The 15,076-nt window shown below is 71.8% G+C and carries 12 protein-coding genes and 1 riboswitch; of the genes, 7 read left to right on the forward strand and 5 right to left on the reverse strand.

Annotated features, from left to right (window positions below):
- Nucleotides 1–374 precede the first annotated feature (374 nt).
- The 4 genes from AB0M79_RS11625 to AB0M79_RS11640 all read left to right on the forward strand — a co-directional run bounded on the left by AB0M79_RS11625 (nucleotide 375) and on the right by AB0M79_RS11640 (nucleotide 6,996).
- On the forward strand, nucleotides 375–3,242 hold the full coding sequence (locus tag AB0M79_RS11625) for an alpha/beta fold hydrolase (RefSeq protein WP_364211196.1): 2,868 nt from the start codon (nucleotides 375–377) through the stop codon (nucleotides 3,240–3,242).
- Entirely contained in the window at nucleotides 3,242–4,135 is an 894-nt protein-coding gene (locus AB0M79_RS11630) for an ABC transporter permease subunit (RefSeq protein WP_364211199.1), read from the forward strand. Before AB0M79_RS11625 ends, AB0M79_RS11630 begins: the two co-directional genes overlap by 1 nt.
- Nucleotides 4,136–4,270: 135 nt before the next feature.
- Nucleotides 4,271–4,410: riboswitch (SAM riboswitch) on the forward strand.
- Between the two features lie 9 nt (nucleotides 4,411–4,419).
- Nucleotides 4,420–5,712 carry a threonine synthase gene (gene thrC, locus AB0M79_RS11635; protein WP_364211202.1) on the forward strand — a complete coding sequence of 431 codons (1,293 nt, stop codon included), beginning with the start codon at nucleotides 4,420–4,422 and terminating at the stop codon, nucleotides 5,710–5,712.
- 264 nt (nucleotides 5,713–5,976) lie between these two features.
- A complete protein-coding gene (locus tag AB0M79_RS11640; protein WP_364211205.1) occupies nucleotides 5,977–6,996 on the forward strand; it encodes a GNAT family N-acetyltransferase in 1,020 nt (339 codons plus the stop codon).
- Nucleotides 6,997–7,040: 44 nt separating this feature from the next.
- Here the strand turns inward: AB0M79_RS11640 and AB0M79_RS11645 are convergent, their stop codons facing one another.
- Nucleotides 7,041–7,505, reverse strand: coding sequence for a hypothetical protein (locus AB0M79_RS11645; protein ID WP_364211208.1), 465 nt, complete (start codon nucleotides 7,503–7,505; stop codon nucleotides 7,041–7,043).
- A gap of 65 nt (nucleotides 7,506–7,570) precedes the next feature.
- Between AB0M79_RS11645 and paaN the strand changes: the two genes are divergently transcribed.
- A complete protein-coding gene (paaN, locus tag AB0M79_RS11650; protein WP_364211211.1) occupies nucleotides 7,571–9,238 on the forward strand; it encodes a phenylacetic acid degradation protein PaaN in 1,668 nt (555 codons plus the stop codon).
- Between the two features lie 119 nt (nucleotides 9,239–9,357).
- Here the strand turns inward: paaN and AB0M79_RS11655 are convergent, their stop codons facing one another.
- Both AB0M79_RS11655 and AB0M79_RS11660 read right to left on the reverse strand, forming a co-directional pair.
- Nucleotides 9,358–9,876, reverse strand: coding sequence for a GNAT family N-acetyltransferase (locus tag AB0M79_RS11655; protein ID WP_357535475.1), 519 nt, complete (start codon nucleotides 9,874–9,876; stop codon nucleotides 9,358–9,360).
- 52 nt (nucleotides 9,877–9,928) lie between these two features.
- Nucleotides 9,929–10,864, reverse strand: coding sequence for a serine hydrolase (locus AB0M79_RS11660; protein ID WP_364211215.1), 936 nt, complete (start codon nucleotides 10,862–10,864; stop codon nucleotides 9,929–9,931).
- A gap of 253 nt (nucleotides 10,865–11,117) precedes the next feature.
- On the opposite strand from AB0M79_RS11660, the gene AB0M79_RS11665 reads away from it, so the two are divergent.
- Both AB0M79_RS11665 and groL read left to right on the forward strand, forming a co-directional pair.
- Nucleotides 11,118–11,321, forward strand: coding sequence for a cold-shock protein (locus AB0M79_RS11665; protein WP_357535477.1), 204 nt, complete (start codon nucleotides 11,118–11,120; stop codon nucleotides 11,319–11,321).
- Nucleotides 11,322–12,024: 703 nt separating this feature from the next.
- Nucleotides 12,025–13,647, forward strand: coding sequence for a chaperonin GroEL (groL, locus tag AB0M79_RS11670; RefSeq protein ID WP_357535479.1), 1,623 nt, complete (start codon nucleotides 12,025–12,027; stop codon nucleotides 13,645–13,647).
- 81 nt (nucleotides 13,648–13,728) lie between these two features.
- Here groL and AB0M79_RS11675 read toward each other — a convergent pair whose 3' ends face one another.
- Together AB0M79_RS11675 and AB0M79_RS11680 are read right to left on the reverse strand one after the other, a co-directional pair.
- Entirely contained in the window at nucleotides 13,729–13,959 is a 231-nt protein-coding gene (locus AB0M79_RS11675) for a hypothetical protein (RefSeq protein ID WP_364211995.1), read from the reverse strand.
- Between the two features lie 155 nt (nucleotides 13,960–14,114).
- Nucleotides 14,115–15,068, reverse strand: coding sequence for a GNAT family N-acetyltransferase (locus tag AB0M79_RS11680; RefSeq protein ID WP_364211220.1), 954 nt, complete (start codon nucleotides 15,066–15,068; stop codon nucleotides 14,115–14,117).
- Nucleotides 15,069–15,076: the final 8 nt, after the last annotated feature.

The following is a 15,076-nucleotide window of genomic DNA, read 5'->3' on the forward strand; positions in this document are numbered from 1 at the left end:
CTTCCCCCCTCGGGCGACGTGAAAGGCGCAGGCGGGGGTACGTGTCGCACGATGCCGGTCCCGTCCGCCGGACCGGAAACCTAATGGACATCTGCGGCGGTGCAATCCACACCGAACAGCTATTTCTTGCCCACTGGCAAGTAACGTGCCGCTGTGTCGGAACGATGGTTACGTTGCGTGTCGACTCTGGAGTGGCCTGTTTCGATTGCCGTGATATGTGACTGAAGATCGGAATTCACGGGATGCTGCACTTGTCCTGCCGTCCTTCGGGTATGTCCGGTCGACTCACGGTTGCGGGGCGACGTTCGGAGGCCGGTCCGGGCCGTACGGACGATCTCAGGTGGCACTCAGGAACGGGGCCGTACGGTGTCCCCATGCCTTCACCGCTGTCGGCGCGGCTCCGTCGTGCCCTGCCGCGGATGACCCGGCGCCGGGTCGTCACCGCCACCGTGCTGATCGCCGTCCTCGCCGGCGCGGTCGCCTGGGCGGTCTGGCCGGAACGGCGCGACTTCACCGCCACCGACAGCATGATCAGCGTCCGGTCCGGGCCGACCGGTGACGAGCCGGTGACCCTGGACACCCGGTACTACCTGCCCGACGGCGCCTCCGCCGACGCCCCGGTGCCGGCGGTGCTGCTCGCCCACGGCTTCGGCGGGACCAAGGACACCGTGCGCGCCGACGCCGAGGACCTGGCCGGGCTCGGGTACGCCGTACTGACCTTCACCGCCCGCGGGTTCGGCCGCAGCGGTGGCGAGATCCACCTCGACAGCCCCGACTACGAGGTGCGCGACGCGCAACGGCTCCTCGACTGGCTGGCCGCCCGGCCGGAGGTCCGTACCGACACCCCCGGCGATCCACGGGTCGGGGTGGTCGGCGGCTCGTACGGCGGCGCCCTCGCCCTGCTGCTCGCCGCCCAGGACCCCCGTGTCGACGCGATCGTCCCGATGATCACCTGGAACGACCTGTCCCGTTCCTTCCTGCCCGAGTCGACCGGCCGGGAGCCGGTCGACGGGGTCTTCAAGAAGGGCTGGGCCGGCCTCTTCTTCGGCAGCGGCACCAGTGGCGGGCTCGGCGCCGCCGGCCTGCCCGGCGGCCCGGCCACCGGACCCGGCTCCGGCGACACCGGGGGCCTCCCCGCCGGGGTGCCGACCGCCGGCGGCGGGCTGGGCCCGGGCGCCCCGTTCGGCGACCCGTCCTGTGGCCGCTTCGCCCGCGACGTCTGCGCGGCCTACCAGCAGATCGCCACCACCGGTCGGGGTACGCCGGAGGCGGTGGAGTTGCTGCGCCGGTCCAGCCCGGCCACCGTGCTCGACCGGATCAAGGCGCCGACCCTGCTCGTCCAGGGCGGGGCCGACACGCTCTTCCCGCTGGCCGAGGCCGACCTCAACGCGCGCGGCATCGCGGCCAACGGCACCCCGGTGCGGGTCGCCTGGTTCACCGGCGGCCACGATGGCGGCACCGGTCCGCAGACCGACCGCGACCGGCTCAAGTTCCTCACCGCGCAGTGGCTCGGCCACTACGTCAAGGGCGAGGGGGAGCCGCCGGCGGACAGCTTCACCTGGTCGCGGATCGCCGGCTTCGACGCCATGGACCGGGGACTGGTGGCGACCGGCTACAGCACCGTCGACTATCCCGGCGTCGGCGGCGCCACCACCTCCGCGGTGGCAGTCGCCGGGCCACCACAGGCCATCGCCAACCCGCCGGCCGGCAACCCGGCCGCGATCTCCTCCCTGCCGTTCGCCGGCGGCCTGTCGTCCGTACTCGGCGGGGTCGCCGGAGACCTGCCCGGACAGCACGCCCGGTTCGAGTCCGCGCCGCTCGACGAGGCGGTCGACGTGGTCGGCTCACCGACCGTGTCGGTCCGGGCGGCGTCCCCGACCGGTGAGGCGGTGCTCTTCGTCAAGCTCTACGACGTCGACCCGAACGGTGCGGCCACCCTGCCCAGCGGCCTGGTCGCCCCGGTACGGCTCACCGGCCTGCCGGCCGACATCGGACAGGCGCGGCCGGTGACCGTGACGCTGCCGGCGATCGTCCACCGGGTCGAGGCCGGCCACCACCTGCGGCTCGTGCTCGCCACCGCCGACCAGGCGTACGCCACCCCGGTCGAGCCGACCGTCTACACCGTCGGCCTCGGCGCCGGCAGCACCGGCCCGGTGACGCTGCCGACCGTGACCGGCGCGCCGATCGCCACCTCGGAGCTGGTCTGGCGCTGGGTGCTCGCCGGCCTGCTCGCCGCGATCGTCGTCGGTCTCGTCGCGGTCGTGGCGGTGGTCCGTCACCGGCACCGCCGGCACGACACGTCGGTCGTCGCCGAACACGCCGACACCCCGCTCGTCGTACGCGACCTGCGCAAGGAGTACGCCGACTTCGTCGCCGTCGCCAAGGTCGGCTTCGAGGTACGGCGCGGCCAGGTGGTCGGCCTGCTCGGGCCGAACGGCGCCGGCAAGACCACCACGCTGCGGGTGCTGATGGGGCTGACCCAGCCGACCGCCGGCGAGATCTACGTCTTCGGCCACCGGCTGGTCCCCGGTTCGCCGGTGCTCTCCCGGATCGGGTCGCTGGTCGAGGGGCCGGGCTTCCTGCCCCACCTGAGCGGGCGCGACAACCTGAAGTCGTACTGGCGGGCCACCGGGCGGCCGTGGGCCGAGGCCCGGTTCGAGGAGGCGCTGGAGATCGCCGGCCTCGGGACCTCGGTCGACCGGCGGGTCCGCACCTACAGCCACGGCATGCGGCAGCGGCTGGCCATCGCCCAGGCCATGCTCGGCCTGCCCGAGCTGCTGGTGCTCGACGAACCGACCGACGGGCTCGACCCGCCGCAGATCGCCGAGATGCGCCGGGTGCTCAAGCGGTACGCCACCGACGGCCGGGCCGTGCTGGTCTCCAGCCACCTGCTGGCCGAGGTCGAGCAGACCTGCACCCACGCGATCGTGGTCAACAAGGGCGCGGTCGTGGCGGCGGGTCCGGTCGCCGACATCGTGGGCGAGTCGCCGATGGTGCAGTTCGACGTCAGCGACGCCGGTGCCGCCCGGGCCGTGCTCGACGGGCTGGAGGGCGTGCGTACGGTCGGCGGCGACGGCAACGGCGGCCTGGTGGTCGACATCGACGGCACCGCCCGCAGCGAGGTCGTGGCCGAACTCGTCCGGGCCGGGGTGGGGGTCGACCGGGTGGTGCCCCGGCGCCGCCTGGAGGACGCCTTCCTCGCCCTGGTCGGGGAGAACTCTCGGGGAAGCGGGGACCGGTGATGGCAGACGTCGAGCAGGCGGAGCGGGCCGAGGCGGCCGACGGTTCGGGGGCCGCCCCCGGATACCGGCCGCGCGCCACCCTCCCGATGTCCGCGGAGTTCCGGCGCCAGGCGTCCCGCCGGCGTACGCAGCTCGCGCTCGGGTTCATGGTGCTGCTGCCGCTGATCATCCTGATCGCGTTCCAGTTCGAGAGCGGCGACGACGACAACGGCGGCGGCGAGTTCGCCAGCCTGATCGAGTTCGCGACCGCGAACGGTCTCAACTTCACCCTCTTCACGCTCTTCGTGTCGGCCTCGTTCCTGCTGGTCGTGGTGGTCGCGCTCTTCTGCGGCGACACGGTGGCCAGCGAGGCGAGCTGGGGCAGCCTGCGCTACCTGCTGGCGATCCCGGTGCCGAGGTCGCGGCTGCTGGCGGTGAAGCTGGTGGTCGCGCTCGCCTACTCCGCGCTGGCCCTGCTCCTGCTCGCCGGCACCGCCCTGCTGATCGGCACCCTGCGCTACGGCTGGGGGCCGTTGCAGAGCGCGGTCGCCGCCGAGATCCCGGCCGGTGAGGGCCTGTTGCGGCTGCTCGGCATCCTCGGCTACCTGGCCGTGGTGCTGCTGGTGGTGGCCGGGCTGGCGTTCCTGCTCTCGGTGACGACCGACGCGGCGCTGGGCGCGGTCGGCGGGGCGGTGCTGCTGTGGATCCTGTCGAGCATCCTCGACCAGATCACCGCGCTGGGCGTGCTGCGTGACTTCCTGCCGACCCACTACAGCAGCGCCTGGCTCGGGCTGCTGTCGACGCCGGTGCAGACCGACGACATCGTCCGTGGCTCGATCTCCGCGATCAGCTACGCCACCATCTTCTGGGGGCTGGCCTTCTGGCGCTTCACCCGCAAGGACGTCGTCTCCTGAGACCCGCGCGACGGGACGGGCGGGTCGCTACGGGGCCGCCCGGCCCACGTCAAGATCCCGAGGTGTGGCTCACAACCTGGGAATCAGCGGTGGTCAACCGCGATCACGCCCGTAGACTCGGGTGCACAACTCAATACCTCATCCAGAGGGGCTGAGGGATACGGCCCGTTGACGCCCCGGCAACCACCCCGCACGACCGACTCATCGCCGAGTCGCGGGGGGCAGGTGCCAAATCCGTCCCCGCCGCGCGGTGCGGTGCAGGGGAAAGATGAGAGGACCCTCAGATGACGTCGATCATCGACGAAACCGCCGACGCCGCCACCTCGATCTCCAGCCCGGCCCGGTCCCTGGTCTGTCGCGGCTGCGGTGCCGAATACCCGCTGGCCGCCCAGCACGCCTGCTTCGCCTGTTTCGGCCCGCTGGAGGTCGCCTACGACCAGGCCGCGCTGGCCCGGGTCACCCGGGCCGACATCGAGGCCGGCCCGAACAACATGTGGCGGTACGCCGCCCTGCTGCCGGCCGGCCAGGACCCGGCCACCCGGGTGACGCTCGATCCCGGCATGACCCCGCTGGTCGCCGCCCCCGGCCTCGCCGCCGAACTGGGCATCAGCGCACCGCTGTGGGTCAAGGACGACAGCGGCAACCCGACCCACTCGTTCAAGGACCGGGTGGTGTCGGTGGCCCTGACCGCCGCCCGCGAACTCGGCTTCACCCGCTTCGCCTGCGCCTCCACCGGCAACCTCGCCAACTCGGTCGCCGCGCACGCCGCCCGCGCCGGCGTACCGTCGATCGTCTTCATCCCCGGTGACCTGGAGCCAGGCAAGATCATCACAACCGCCGTGTACGGCGGCGACCTGGTCGCCATCGACGGGTCGTACGACGACGTCAACCGGCTCTGCGGCGAACTGGTCGAGACCGACGAGTTCGAGGACACCGCCTTCGTCAACGTCAACGTCCGGCCCTACTACGCCGAGGGCTCCAAGACCCTTGGCTACGAGGTGGCCGAGCAGCTCGGCTGGCGCATCCCGGCCCAGGTGGTCATCCCGATGGCCAGCGGCGAACTGCTCACCAAGGTCGACAAGGCGTTCAGCGAACTGGTCGAGATCGGGCTCGTCGAGGCGCCGGCCGGCGGCTGGCGGGTCTTCGGCGCCCAGTCGACCGGCTGCAACCCGATCGCCACCGCCCTGCACGCCGGCACCGACACGATCAGCCCGGTCAAGCCGACCGGCATCGCCAAGTCGCTCAACATCGGCGACCCGGCCGCCGGGGCGTACGCGATCGAGGCGGTACGGCGTACCGGCGGCTGGATGGACCACGCCGACGACGACGAGATCCGCGACGGGATCCGGCTGCTGGCCCGCACGACCGGCGTCTTCGCCGAGACGGCCGGCGGCACCACCGTGGCCGTGCTGAAGAAGCTGGTCGACAGCGGCCGGCTCGACCCCGCGGCGGAGACGGTCGTCTACAACACCGGCGAGGGCCTCAAGACCCTCGACGCGGTCGCCGGGCTGGTCGGCCCGACGCACCGGGTCAAGCCGTCGCTGCGGGCGGCCCGGGAGGCCGGCCTGCTCGGCTGAGCGTCCGCTGTCAAGCCGGTCACCCCGTCGGGGTTACCGGCCTGCGCGGCCGGTAACCGGGGTTTTGCCGTCCGTGGAGAAAACCTGGCCCGACAGACTTGACGACCGCCTCGCGAAGACGCAAGATGCTCCGTGCGGGAGGGCGTAGCGCCGTAGACTTTTGAAGCTCTAACGACCCAGCGCCGGAGGCGTTGTGCGCACGTCCTCCCGACCAAAGAAGAAATTCGGTCGCGGGCACCCCGACCAGGCGGCACTCTCGGTCCCATGGACATCGCCGTCACCGCCTTCACCCCCGCCGACAGCGCCGCCGTGGAGCGAGCTTTCGAAATCCAGACGGCGGTCGTCACCGCCGACATCCCGGGTTTCCCGACACCCGTTCAACGCGACTTCTACGTCGGGATGAAACATCCGCGGACCGGGTACGCCTTCGAGCGCTATCTCGCGCACGTCGACGGCAAGCCGGTCGGCTATCTCGAAATGACGATGCCGCAGCTCGACAACACCGACAACGTCACGGTCGAGTTGCAGGTGCTGCCGGACTACCGGCGGCGTGGGGTGGGCCGGGCCCTGCACGCCCGGGCCGTCGAGCGGGCCCGGGCGCTCGGCCGCAAGCGGCTGATGAGCATGGCCGTCGCCACGCTGCCCGGCGGCCCGGTGCGCGACGAGGCCGGCAACCGGTTCGCCGCCGCGATGGGCGCCGAGTCGGTGCTCCTCGAGGTGCGCCGGCGGCTCGACGTGACCTCGGTCGACCAGCCCCGGCTGGACGCGATGCTGACCGAGGCGTGGAAGCACGCCGACGGCTACGAGCCCGTCCGCTGGGTGGGGGCCACCCCGGAGGACCTCATCGACGACGTCGCCTACCTCGACGGGCGGCTGGTCGAGGACGCGCCGATGGGCGACCTGGAATGGGAGCCGGAGAAGGTCGACGCGGACCGGATCCGCAAGGTGGAGCAGAACCACGAGTTGCGCGGCCGGCGCATGTACCACTCCGGTCTGCGGCACGTGGCGAGCGGTCGGCTGGCGGCCTGGACCGAGATCACGCTCGCCGACGGCAACGAGTGGCACGCCTTCCAGCAGATCACCATCGTCGAGCCGGCCCACCGGGGCCACCGGCTCGGCACCATCGTCAAGATCGACAATCTGCGTCAGGTCCTGGCGAAGGAACCCGACCTGAACGTCATCGACACCTGGAACGCGGCGGCCAACGACCACATGATCTCGATCAACGAGGCGATCGGGTTCCGCGCCGTCGACACCTGGAACAACTGGCAACAGGCGGTCTGACCCGGCCCTCCACCGGCGGGTACGGGTGCACGCGTACCCGCCGGTCAGCGCGGCGGGTGGCGGGTGAACGTGGTGTGGACCCGGACCGCCCACGGCCGCAGCGGCAACTCCCGGTAGCCGCCCGCCGAAAGCCCGGCCCGCCGCTCGAAGACGTTGCGGCAGCCGTACGAACCGGTCAACGTGTACGACCATCCGCACGCCAGCAGGTAGGCCGGCAGGAACAACGGGCCGAGCAGCGCGTACTGCCCGACGTGCCGGACCTCGTGCGCGAACAGTTCGGCCCGGCGCGGATCGAGCAGCCACCCGGCCGGCCGCCGCGTCACGACCACCGACCCGACCGTGAAGCACGGCTGCGCCGGCACCGGCAGCCGGTAGCCGCCGGCGACGAACACCCCGTCCGGCCCGCGCTCGCGGGTGGCCCCGCCCAGCGCGGCCACCACCAGCCCGGCAAGCGTCGAGCCGTTCACCCAGTTGACGGCCGTACGCAACGACGACCAGCGCCCGCCCATGACAAGAGGATGCGCCGGAATCACGCCCTACGACACCCACGGTCGGCTACGGCATGATGGCTGACATGACGGAGACCCCGCATCCCATGTACACCGCGCACGCCGACACCCTCGCCCGCGCGCTCACCGCGATCGCCGAGCGCGGCTACTGGTCGGCCTATCCCGAGTCACCCAGCCCCCGGGTGTACGGCGAGAACGCCGCCGCGCAGGGCGAGGCGGCGTTCCGGGCCCTGCTCGGCAACCGGTACCCGCTCGACCAGCCCGGCACCGTCGACTGGGTGGCCACCGAGGCCAGCCCGTTCGGTGTCGACCTCGGCGTCAGCTATCCGCACGGCGACGTCGACGCCTTGGTCGCCGCCGCGCGGGCCGCGCTGCCGGCCTGGCGTGACGCCGGAGCGCAGACCCGGGTCGGCGTCTGTGCCGAGATCCTCGCCCGGCTGCACGCCAACGTCTTCGAACTCGCCAACGCGGTCCAGTTCACCAGCGGCCAGGCGTTCGTGATGGCGTTCCAGGCCGGCGGCGCGCACGCCCTCGACCGTGCCCTCGAAGCGCTCGCCTACGCGTACGCCGAGATGACCCGGCACCCGGGCACCGCGGAGTGGGAGAAGCCCGCCGGCAAGGGTGACCCGCTGCGGATGAGCAAGACCTTCCACGTCGTACCCCGCGGGGTGGCGCTGGTCATCGGGTGCAACACCTTCCCGACCTGGAACTCGTACCCCGGGCTCTTCGCCTCGCTGGCCACCGGTAACCCGGTGGTCGTCAAGCCGCACCCGGGCGCGGTGCTGCCGTTGGCCATCACCGTCCGGATCGCCCGCGAGGTGCTCGCCGAGGCCGGCTTCGACCCCAACCTGGTGCTGCTCGCCGTCGAGGCCCCCGGCGAGAGGATCGCGTCCACGCTGGCGCTGCGCCCGGAGGTCCGGATCGTCGACTTCACCGGCTCCACCGAGTACGGCGACTGGCTGGAGGCCAACGCCCGGCAGGCGACCGTCTACACCGAGAAGGCCGGCGTCAACACCGTCGTGGTCGACTCGACCGACGACTTCGCCGGGCTGTGCCGCAACCTCGGGTTCTCGCTGACCCTCTACAGTGGACAGATGTGCACCACCCCGCAGAACATCCTGGTGCCGGCCGGCGGCATCAGCACCGACCAGGGCCACAAGACCTTCGACGAGGTCGCCGCCGGGATCGCCGGAGCGGTGGGCAAGCTCACCGCCGACCCGGCCCGGGCCGTCGAGTTCACCGGCGCCATCGTCAACGCCGGGGTGCTGGCCCGGCTCGCCGAGGTCAGCGGTGACGTCGTGCTGGAGTCGCGGGCGGTCGACCACCCGGCGCACCCCGACGCGGTGGTCCGTACGCCGACGATCGTGAAGCTGCCGGCCGACGCCGTCGACACGTACGGCCGGGAGTGGTTCGGGCCGATCTCGTTCGTCATCGCCACCGACTCGACCGCGCAGAGCCTCGACATCTTCCGCGAGACGGTCGGCCGCAACGGCGCGCTGACGGCGGCGGTCTACTCGTCAGACGAGAAGGTGCTCGACGCGGCCGAGGAGGCGGCGGTGGAGGCCGGCGTGCACCTGTCGTGCAACCTGACCGGTCAGGTCTTCGTCAACCAGTCCGCGGCGTTCTCCGACTTCCACGCCAGTGGGGCCAACCCGGCGGCGAACGCGGCCCTCACCGACGGGGCGTACGTCGCCGGCCGGTTCCGCATCGTCCAGTCGCGCCGCCACCTCTGATCCGCCTGACCCTCATGATCCCCGTGATCAGGGACCAGGACGCGCGTGTCGTCGGCGTGCCGAGGCGCGTACTCCCTGATCACGGGGATCATGGGCGGGAGGCCTAGGCGGCGGGACGTCTAGGCGGAGCGGCGCATCTGCAGTTCGGTGAGCACCGGGATGGTCGGGTGCGGCACCCGAACCCCGGTGTCGACGAAGCCCAGCCGCTCGTACGCGCGTACCGCCCGGTCGTTGCCGACCACGACCTCGAGCATCAACTCGGGCCGGCCAGCCATCCGCGACCACCGCGCGACGCTGTCCAGCAGCGCCCCCAGCACCCCGCTGCCCCGGTGTTCGGGTGTGACGTAGACCGCGTAGACGACGGTGAGGGTCGGCTCGTCCGGCGAGACGACGCCGCCGGCGTGCGCCACGAAACGCCCGTCCACCTCGGCGACGAACTGGGCGACGTCGTCGCCGGCCGAGACCCGGGCGACCCGGGCGGCGAACTCGGCGTGCGGCCGCGCCGCCGCCTCGGCCAGCGTCTCCAGGAAGGCCAGCGGCGTGTCGGCCAGCATCTCGAGCCGCATCGCCCGCATCCGTGCCGTGTCGGACGGTCGGAGCCGGCGTACGGCGGTCGGTGGGGCGGTCACGTCGGTCATCGTGGCATGGTCGGCGCCGGTACGGCCCGGCGGCAACCCGATTCGCCGCCGGTCAGGGCGCGTTGGGGGGAGGGGCCGCCCGGACCCGCCCGACCAGCAGTTGCCCGCCGACGTCGCGGCACAGTCCGGTGCCGTACTCGAAACCCAGCCGGCCGGGATAGCGGGCGAGGGTGGCCACGACCCAGTCCGGGCCGATCGCGAGGCAGGCGATGTGCCACAGGCCGTCCTCGTCGCGCAGCAGCCAGCCGTTCTTGATCGCGACCTGCGGGGCGAGGTCGGCGGGCAACGCGGCCCGGATCCCGAAGTCACCCACCCCGCGTACCCGCCGCATCTCGTCGAGCAGCCACGGCGTCCACCGGTCGCCGGCCGCGCGGCCGTCGGCGAGGCAGAGCCCGATCCGTACGGTGTCCCGCGCCGAGACGACCGTGTTGCTCCAGGCGTCGTGGTAGGGCGCCGAGTCGGTCAGCCCACAGGTCTCCACCAGCCGCTCGATCGACCGGCGGCGCCCGAGGACCGCGAAGAGGTCCTGTGCCGCCGCGTTGTCGCTGTCGCGGATCATCCGGGTCAGCGCGTCCAGCCGGGCCTCCGTCGGGGTCTCGCCGGGCGGTAGCCGCCGCAGGTAGTCGGCGGCGAGCCAGGCTTTCACCATCGACATCGTGTCGCTTGGCGCGGTGTGGTTGGCGGACCCGGTGATCCGGCCGGAGCGGCGGTCGAGGAAGGCCCAGGACAGGAACCCTTCGACGGGCACCCGCACCGCGTCCGGGGACGGCGGGCCGGGGTCGGGGGCGGCGGTCGCGCCGGCCGCGGGTTCGGTGCCCGCGGCGGGGTCCGGGCCGCGTACGAGGGCGGCCGGGGCGGGGTCGGCCGCACCGTGCCGGATCACCTCGTGGACGACCTCCGCCCCGATGAGCCCGGCGGCGAGCAGGAGTACGACGAACAGGTGGTGCCGCCGGCGCCGCCGGTGCCGACGTAGCCGGTGACGTGCCATCGGTTGGCTGGTTTCGGGGTGACCCACGTTGGTTAAACGAGCAACCCATTCCGGCGACGCCGTCGTGCATAAGATCGCATTCACCGTGTCCTTTTTGGGGTAGTGCACGGCAGAGATACCTCGTGTAGCGTGCGATTTCGGCCGCCATGTTCGACGGGACCGACATGGATCACGATTCCAGGTCCTCTCCGGGCGTACGTCCCGGGCCGGGAGGAGTGAAAGGCCAGGCAGCATCGAAGTGAGGAAGTGCACCGTGGCACAGGGCACCGTGAAGTGGTTCAACAGCGAAAAGGGCTACGGCTTCATCGCGGTCGACGGGGGGCAGGACGTGTTCGTCCACTTCTCGGCGATCCAGATGGACGGCTACAAGGCACTTGACGACGGGCAGCGGGTGGAGTTCGAGATCGCCCAGGGTCAAAAGGGGCCGCAGGCCGAAAAAGTGCACCTCATCGCCTGACGCCAGAGATCGACCAAGGCGGCCGAGAGGGGCCTCGGAAGAAACGTTCGGCGCCGGTTCTCCATAGCAGAGGGCCGGCGTCTTCGTTGTCCCCGAGGACGTCCTTTTCCTAACCGCTTCCCGGTGAGCAGGCACATGACGTGCCTCAATCGGTGTACGGCTCTCCGGCAGCTCCGGCCCGCCGGTTCGTTCTCGGCTTCCGTGCCGGTCCCTCGAATGAGGGAGCCCCGGCCCCTTGAATGGGGGAACGTCTCCGATGTTCGCCGGCCGGGTCGGGTTTTCCGGGCCCTGATCGGCGTGATCCGGGACGGGCTGTCGTCGCGTCGGGGTGTCGCGACGCCCGCTCCCGAGCGCGATCGTTGCGCGTCTATCTGTCGCGGGCTGCCTGGTCGGCCTCGTGCGACGTGCGGCGGGGCTGTCGCGGGCGGTCCCGGAAAAGCTCAACGAGCTTGCACTCGGCAGGGGGGAGTGCTAAACAGGTCATTGGCACTCGCGGACCGTGAGTGCCAATGGTCGGGGCGGTGGGGCCACCGGTGCGGACCCGGGAGACGGGGCTGTGGCGATGGCCGGTCGTCGCGGGCTATCCGGCCCGGCCAACGGACGTCACTGTCGCCAGGTAGTGACGTCCGAGGCTGCGTAGTCAGGCGGCACACCCGGGCCAACCGGCCCAGGTGGCCGTGAGTGTCCAGGAGGACAACGCCGTATGGCCAAGATCATTGCGTTCGACGAGGAGGCGCGCCGCGGCCTCGAGCGGGGCATGAACACCCTCGCCGACGCCGTAAAGGTGACGCTCGGCCCCAAGGGCCGCAACGTCGTGCTCGAGAAGAAGTGGGGCGCCCCCACCATCACCAACGATGGTGTGAGCATCGCCAAGGAGATCGAGCTCGAGGACCCGTACGAGAAGATCGGCGCCGAGCTGGTCAAGGAGGTCGCGAAGAAGACCGACGACGTGGCCGGCGACGGCACGACGACGGCGACCGTCCTGGCCCAGGCGCTGGTCCGCGAGGGCCTGCGCAACGTCGCGGCCGGCGCGAACCCGATCGCCCTCAAGCGGGGCATCGAGTCCGCGGTCGCCGCCGTGGCGGAGGAGCTGGCCAAGCTCGCCAAGGACGTCGAGACCAAGGAGCAGATCGCCTCCACCGCGTCGATCTCCGCCGGTGACAACACCGTCGGCGAGATCATCGCCGAGGCGATGGACAAGGTCGGCAAGGAAGGCGTCATCACCGTCGAGGAGAGCAACACCTTCGGGCTCGAGCTCGAGCTCACCGAGGGTATGCGCTTCGACAAGGGCTACATCTCGCCCTACTTCTGGACCGACCCGGAGCGTATGGAGGCCGTCCTCGACGACCCGTACATCCTGATCGTCGACGGCAAGATCTCGGCGGTTAAGGACCTGCTCCCGATCCTCGAGAAGATCATGCAGTCGGGCAAGCCGCTGCTGATCATCGCCGAGGACATCGAGGGCGAGGCCCTGGCCACCCTGATCGTCAACAAGGTGCGTGGCACCTTCAAGTCCGTCGCCGTCAAGGCCCCGGGCTTCGGCGACCGCCGCAAGGCGATGCTGAACGACATCGCGATCCTGACCGGTGGTCGGGTCATCAGCGAAGAGGTCGGCCTCAAGCTCGACGCCGTCACCATCGACCTGCTGGGCCACGCCCGCAAGGTGCAGGTGACCAAGGACGAGACCACCATCGTCGACGGTGCCGGTGACGCCGACCAGATCCAGGGCCGGGTCAACCAGATCCGCGCCGAGATCGAGAAGAGCGACTCCGACTACGACCGCGAGAAGCTGCAGGAGCGGCTGGCCAAGCTGGCCGGTGGCGTTGCGGTGATCAAGGTCGGCGCGGCCACCGAGGTCGAGCTGAAGGAGCGCAAGCACCGCATCGAGGACGCGGTCCGCAACGCGAAGGCCGCCGTCGAAGAGGGCATCGTCCCCGGTGGTGGCGTCGCGCTGGTCCAGGCCGGCAAGACCGCCTTCGACAAGCTGGACCTCGTCGGTGACGAGGCGACCGGCGCGCAGATCGTCAAGGTCGCGCTGGACGCCCCGCTGCGCCAGATCGCGGTCAACGCCGGCCTCGAGGGCGGCGTCGTGGTCGAGCGGGTCCGCAACATCGAGGCCGGCCACGGCCTCAACGCGGCCAGCGGCGAGTACGTCGACCTGCTCAAGGCCGGCATCATCGACCCGGCCAAGGTGACCCGGTCGGCGCTGCAGAACGCCGCCTCGATCGCGGCGCTGTTCCTCACCACGGAGGCCGTGGTGGCGGACAAGCCGGAGAAGACCCCGGCCCCGGCGGGCGCGCCGGGCGGCGGGGAGATGGACTTCTGAGTCCGGACTCCACGTGACGAAGGGCGGGCCGCGCGAGCGGCCCGCCCTTCGGCGTCTGCGGCACCCGGCCGCTGACGGCGCCTAGCGCCGCTGGTTGCGTTGCTTCTGGCGCCGTGACGTGGGTTCCGGCGCCATCTGTCGGGGCGCGTCGACCAGCGCCAGCGGCTCGTCCGCCGGCGGATCGTCGTACTCCGCCAGTTCGGCCAGGTCACCGAAGTCGAGCCGGTCGACGGGCAGGTCCGTGGACCGGTCCGCCATCCGCGCCGAGGCCGGAACGTGGAGATCGTCCGTCGGGTCGTCGTCCTTGGTCATGACCTCCTCCTTCCCCGGTCACCGTAAGGCGCGGCGGGGGGTGGCCGGGGACGAACGGCGCTACACCCGATACCTCCCATTTCGCTGGTCAGGTAGGGAGACGCGCCGGACGGCGACGGTCAGAGCTGCTTAGGGAGACGCGCCGAGGGCGACGGTCAGAGCTGCTTGCGGAAGAGGAAGAAGACCCGTTCGATCCAGGCCCCGGCGCTGCCGGCGTAGAAGGGCACCGGGCCGACCCAGCCGATCTGGACCCGATCGTGCCCGGCCGCCCGCTGGTCGCGCAGGCAGCGGCGCAGCAGCACACCGCCGATGCCGAGCCCCTGCGTGTCCGGCGCGGTCCCCATCGGGCCGAACCAGGACGGCCGCGACGACCCGTACGCGGCGAAGCCGAGCAGTTCGCCGCTGTCGCGTACGGCGAGATGGCAGCCGCCGTCCGGGCGGTCGACCGAGTGGGCGAGTTCGCCGCCCCACGACCCGCCGAAGGTGGCCCGGGCGAAGGCGACCAGCGCCGGCACGTCGTCCTCGGTCGCCCGCCGTACCCGGATCCCGCGCTCGGCGAGGCGGGCCTCGGCCGGCCCGGTGTCCCGCAGCGCCGGCGAGCCGTCGTAGGACAGGTCGGCGGTCATGTTCCAGGCCGTCCGGTCCTGCTCGTAGCCGAGCGCCATCGCCGCGCAGATCGCCGGCGTGTACCGGACGTCGATTCCCGGCCAGGCGTAGTACGGCGGGTTGCCGGCCAGCAGGACCTCACCGGCGCCCAGCCCGGCGAGCGCGCCCTCGACCCGTGACAGCAGGGTGCGGCCGATGCCCCGGCGCCGGTCGGCGGGGTGGACCGCGATCAGGTCGACGTGGCCGACGGCGGGGTCGCGGTGGGCGATGGAGCCGAGCACTACGCCGACCGGTTCGCCGCCGGCGACCGCGACGAACCCGACGAGCTGCCGGCGGCCGTCCGTCCAGGTCGCGTCGCCGGGGGCGGTGGTCTCACGGAGCCGGGTGACGATCTCGTTCGCCTCGGCCGAGTCCTCCGGCAGATCGAGCGCTTCGCCACAGAGTGCCACCACCTGGGGCAGATCGGCATCGGTCAGTTCGGCGACGGAGAACTCGAGATCCACGAGCGCCG

The sequence above is a fragment of the Polymorphospora sp. NPDC051019 genome, from assembly GCF_040683055.1.
In the GTDB taxonomy this organism is placed as follows: domain Bacteria; phylum Actinomycetota; class Actinomycetes; order Mycobacteriales; family Micromonosporaceae; genus Polymorphospora; species Polymorphospora lycopeni.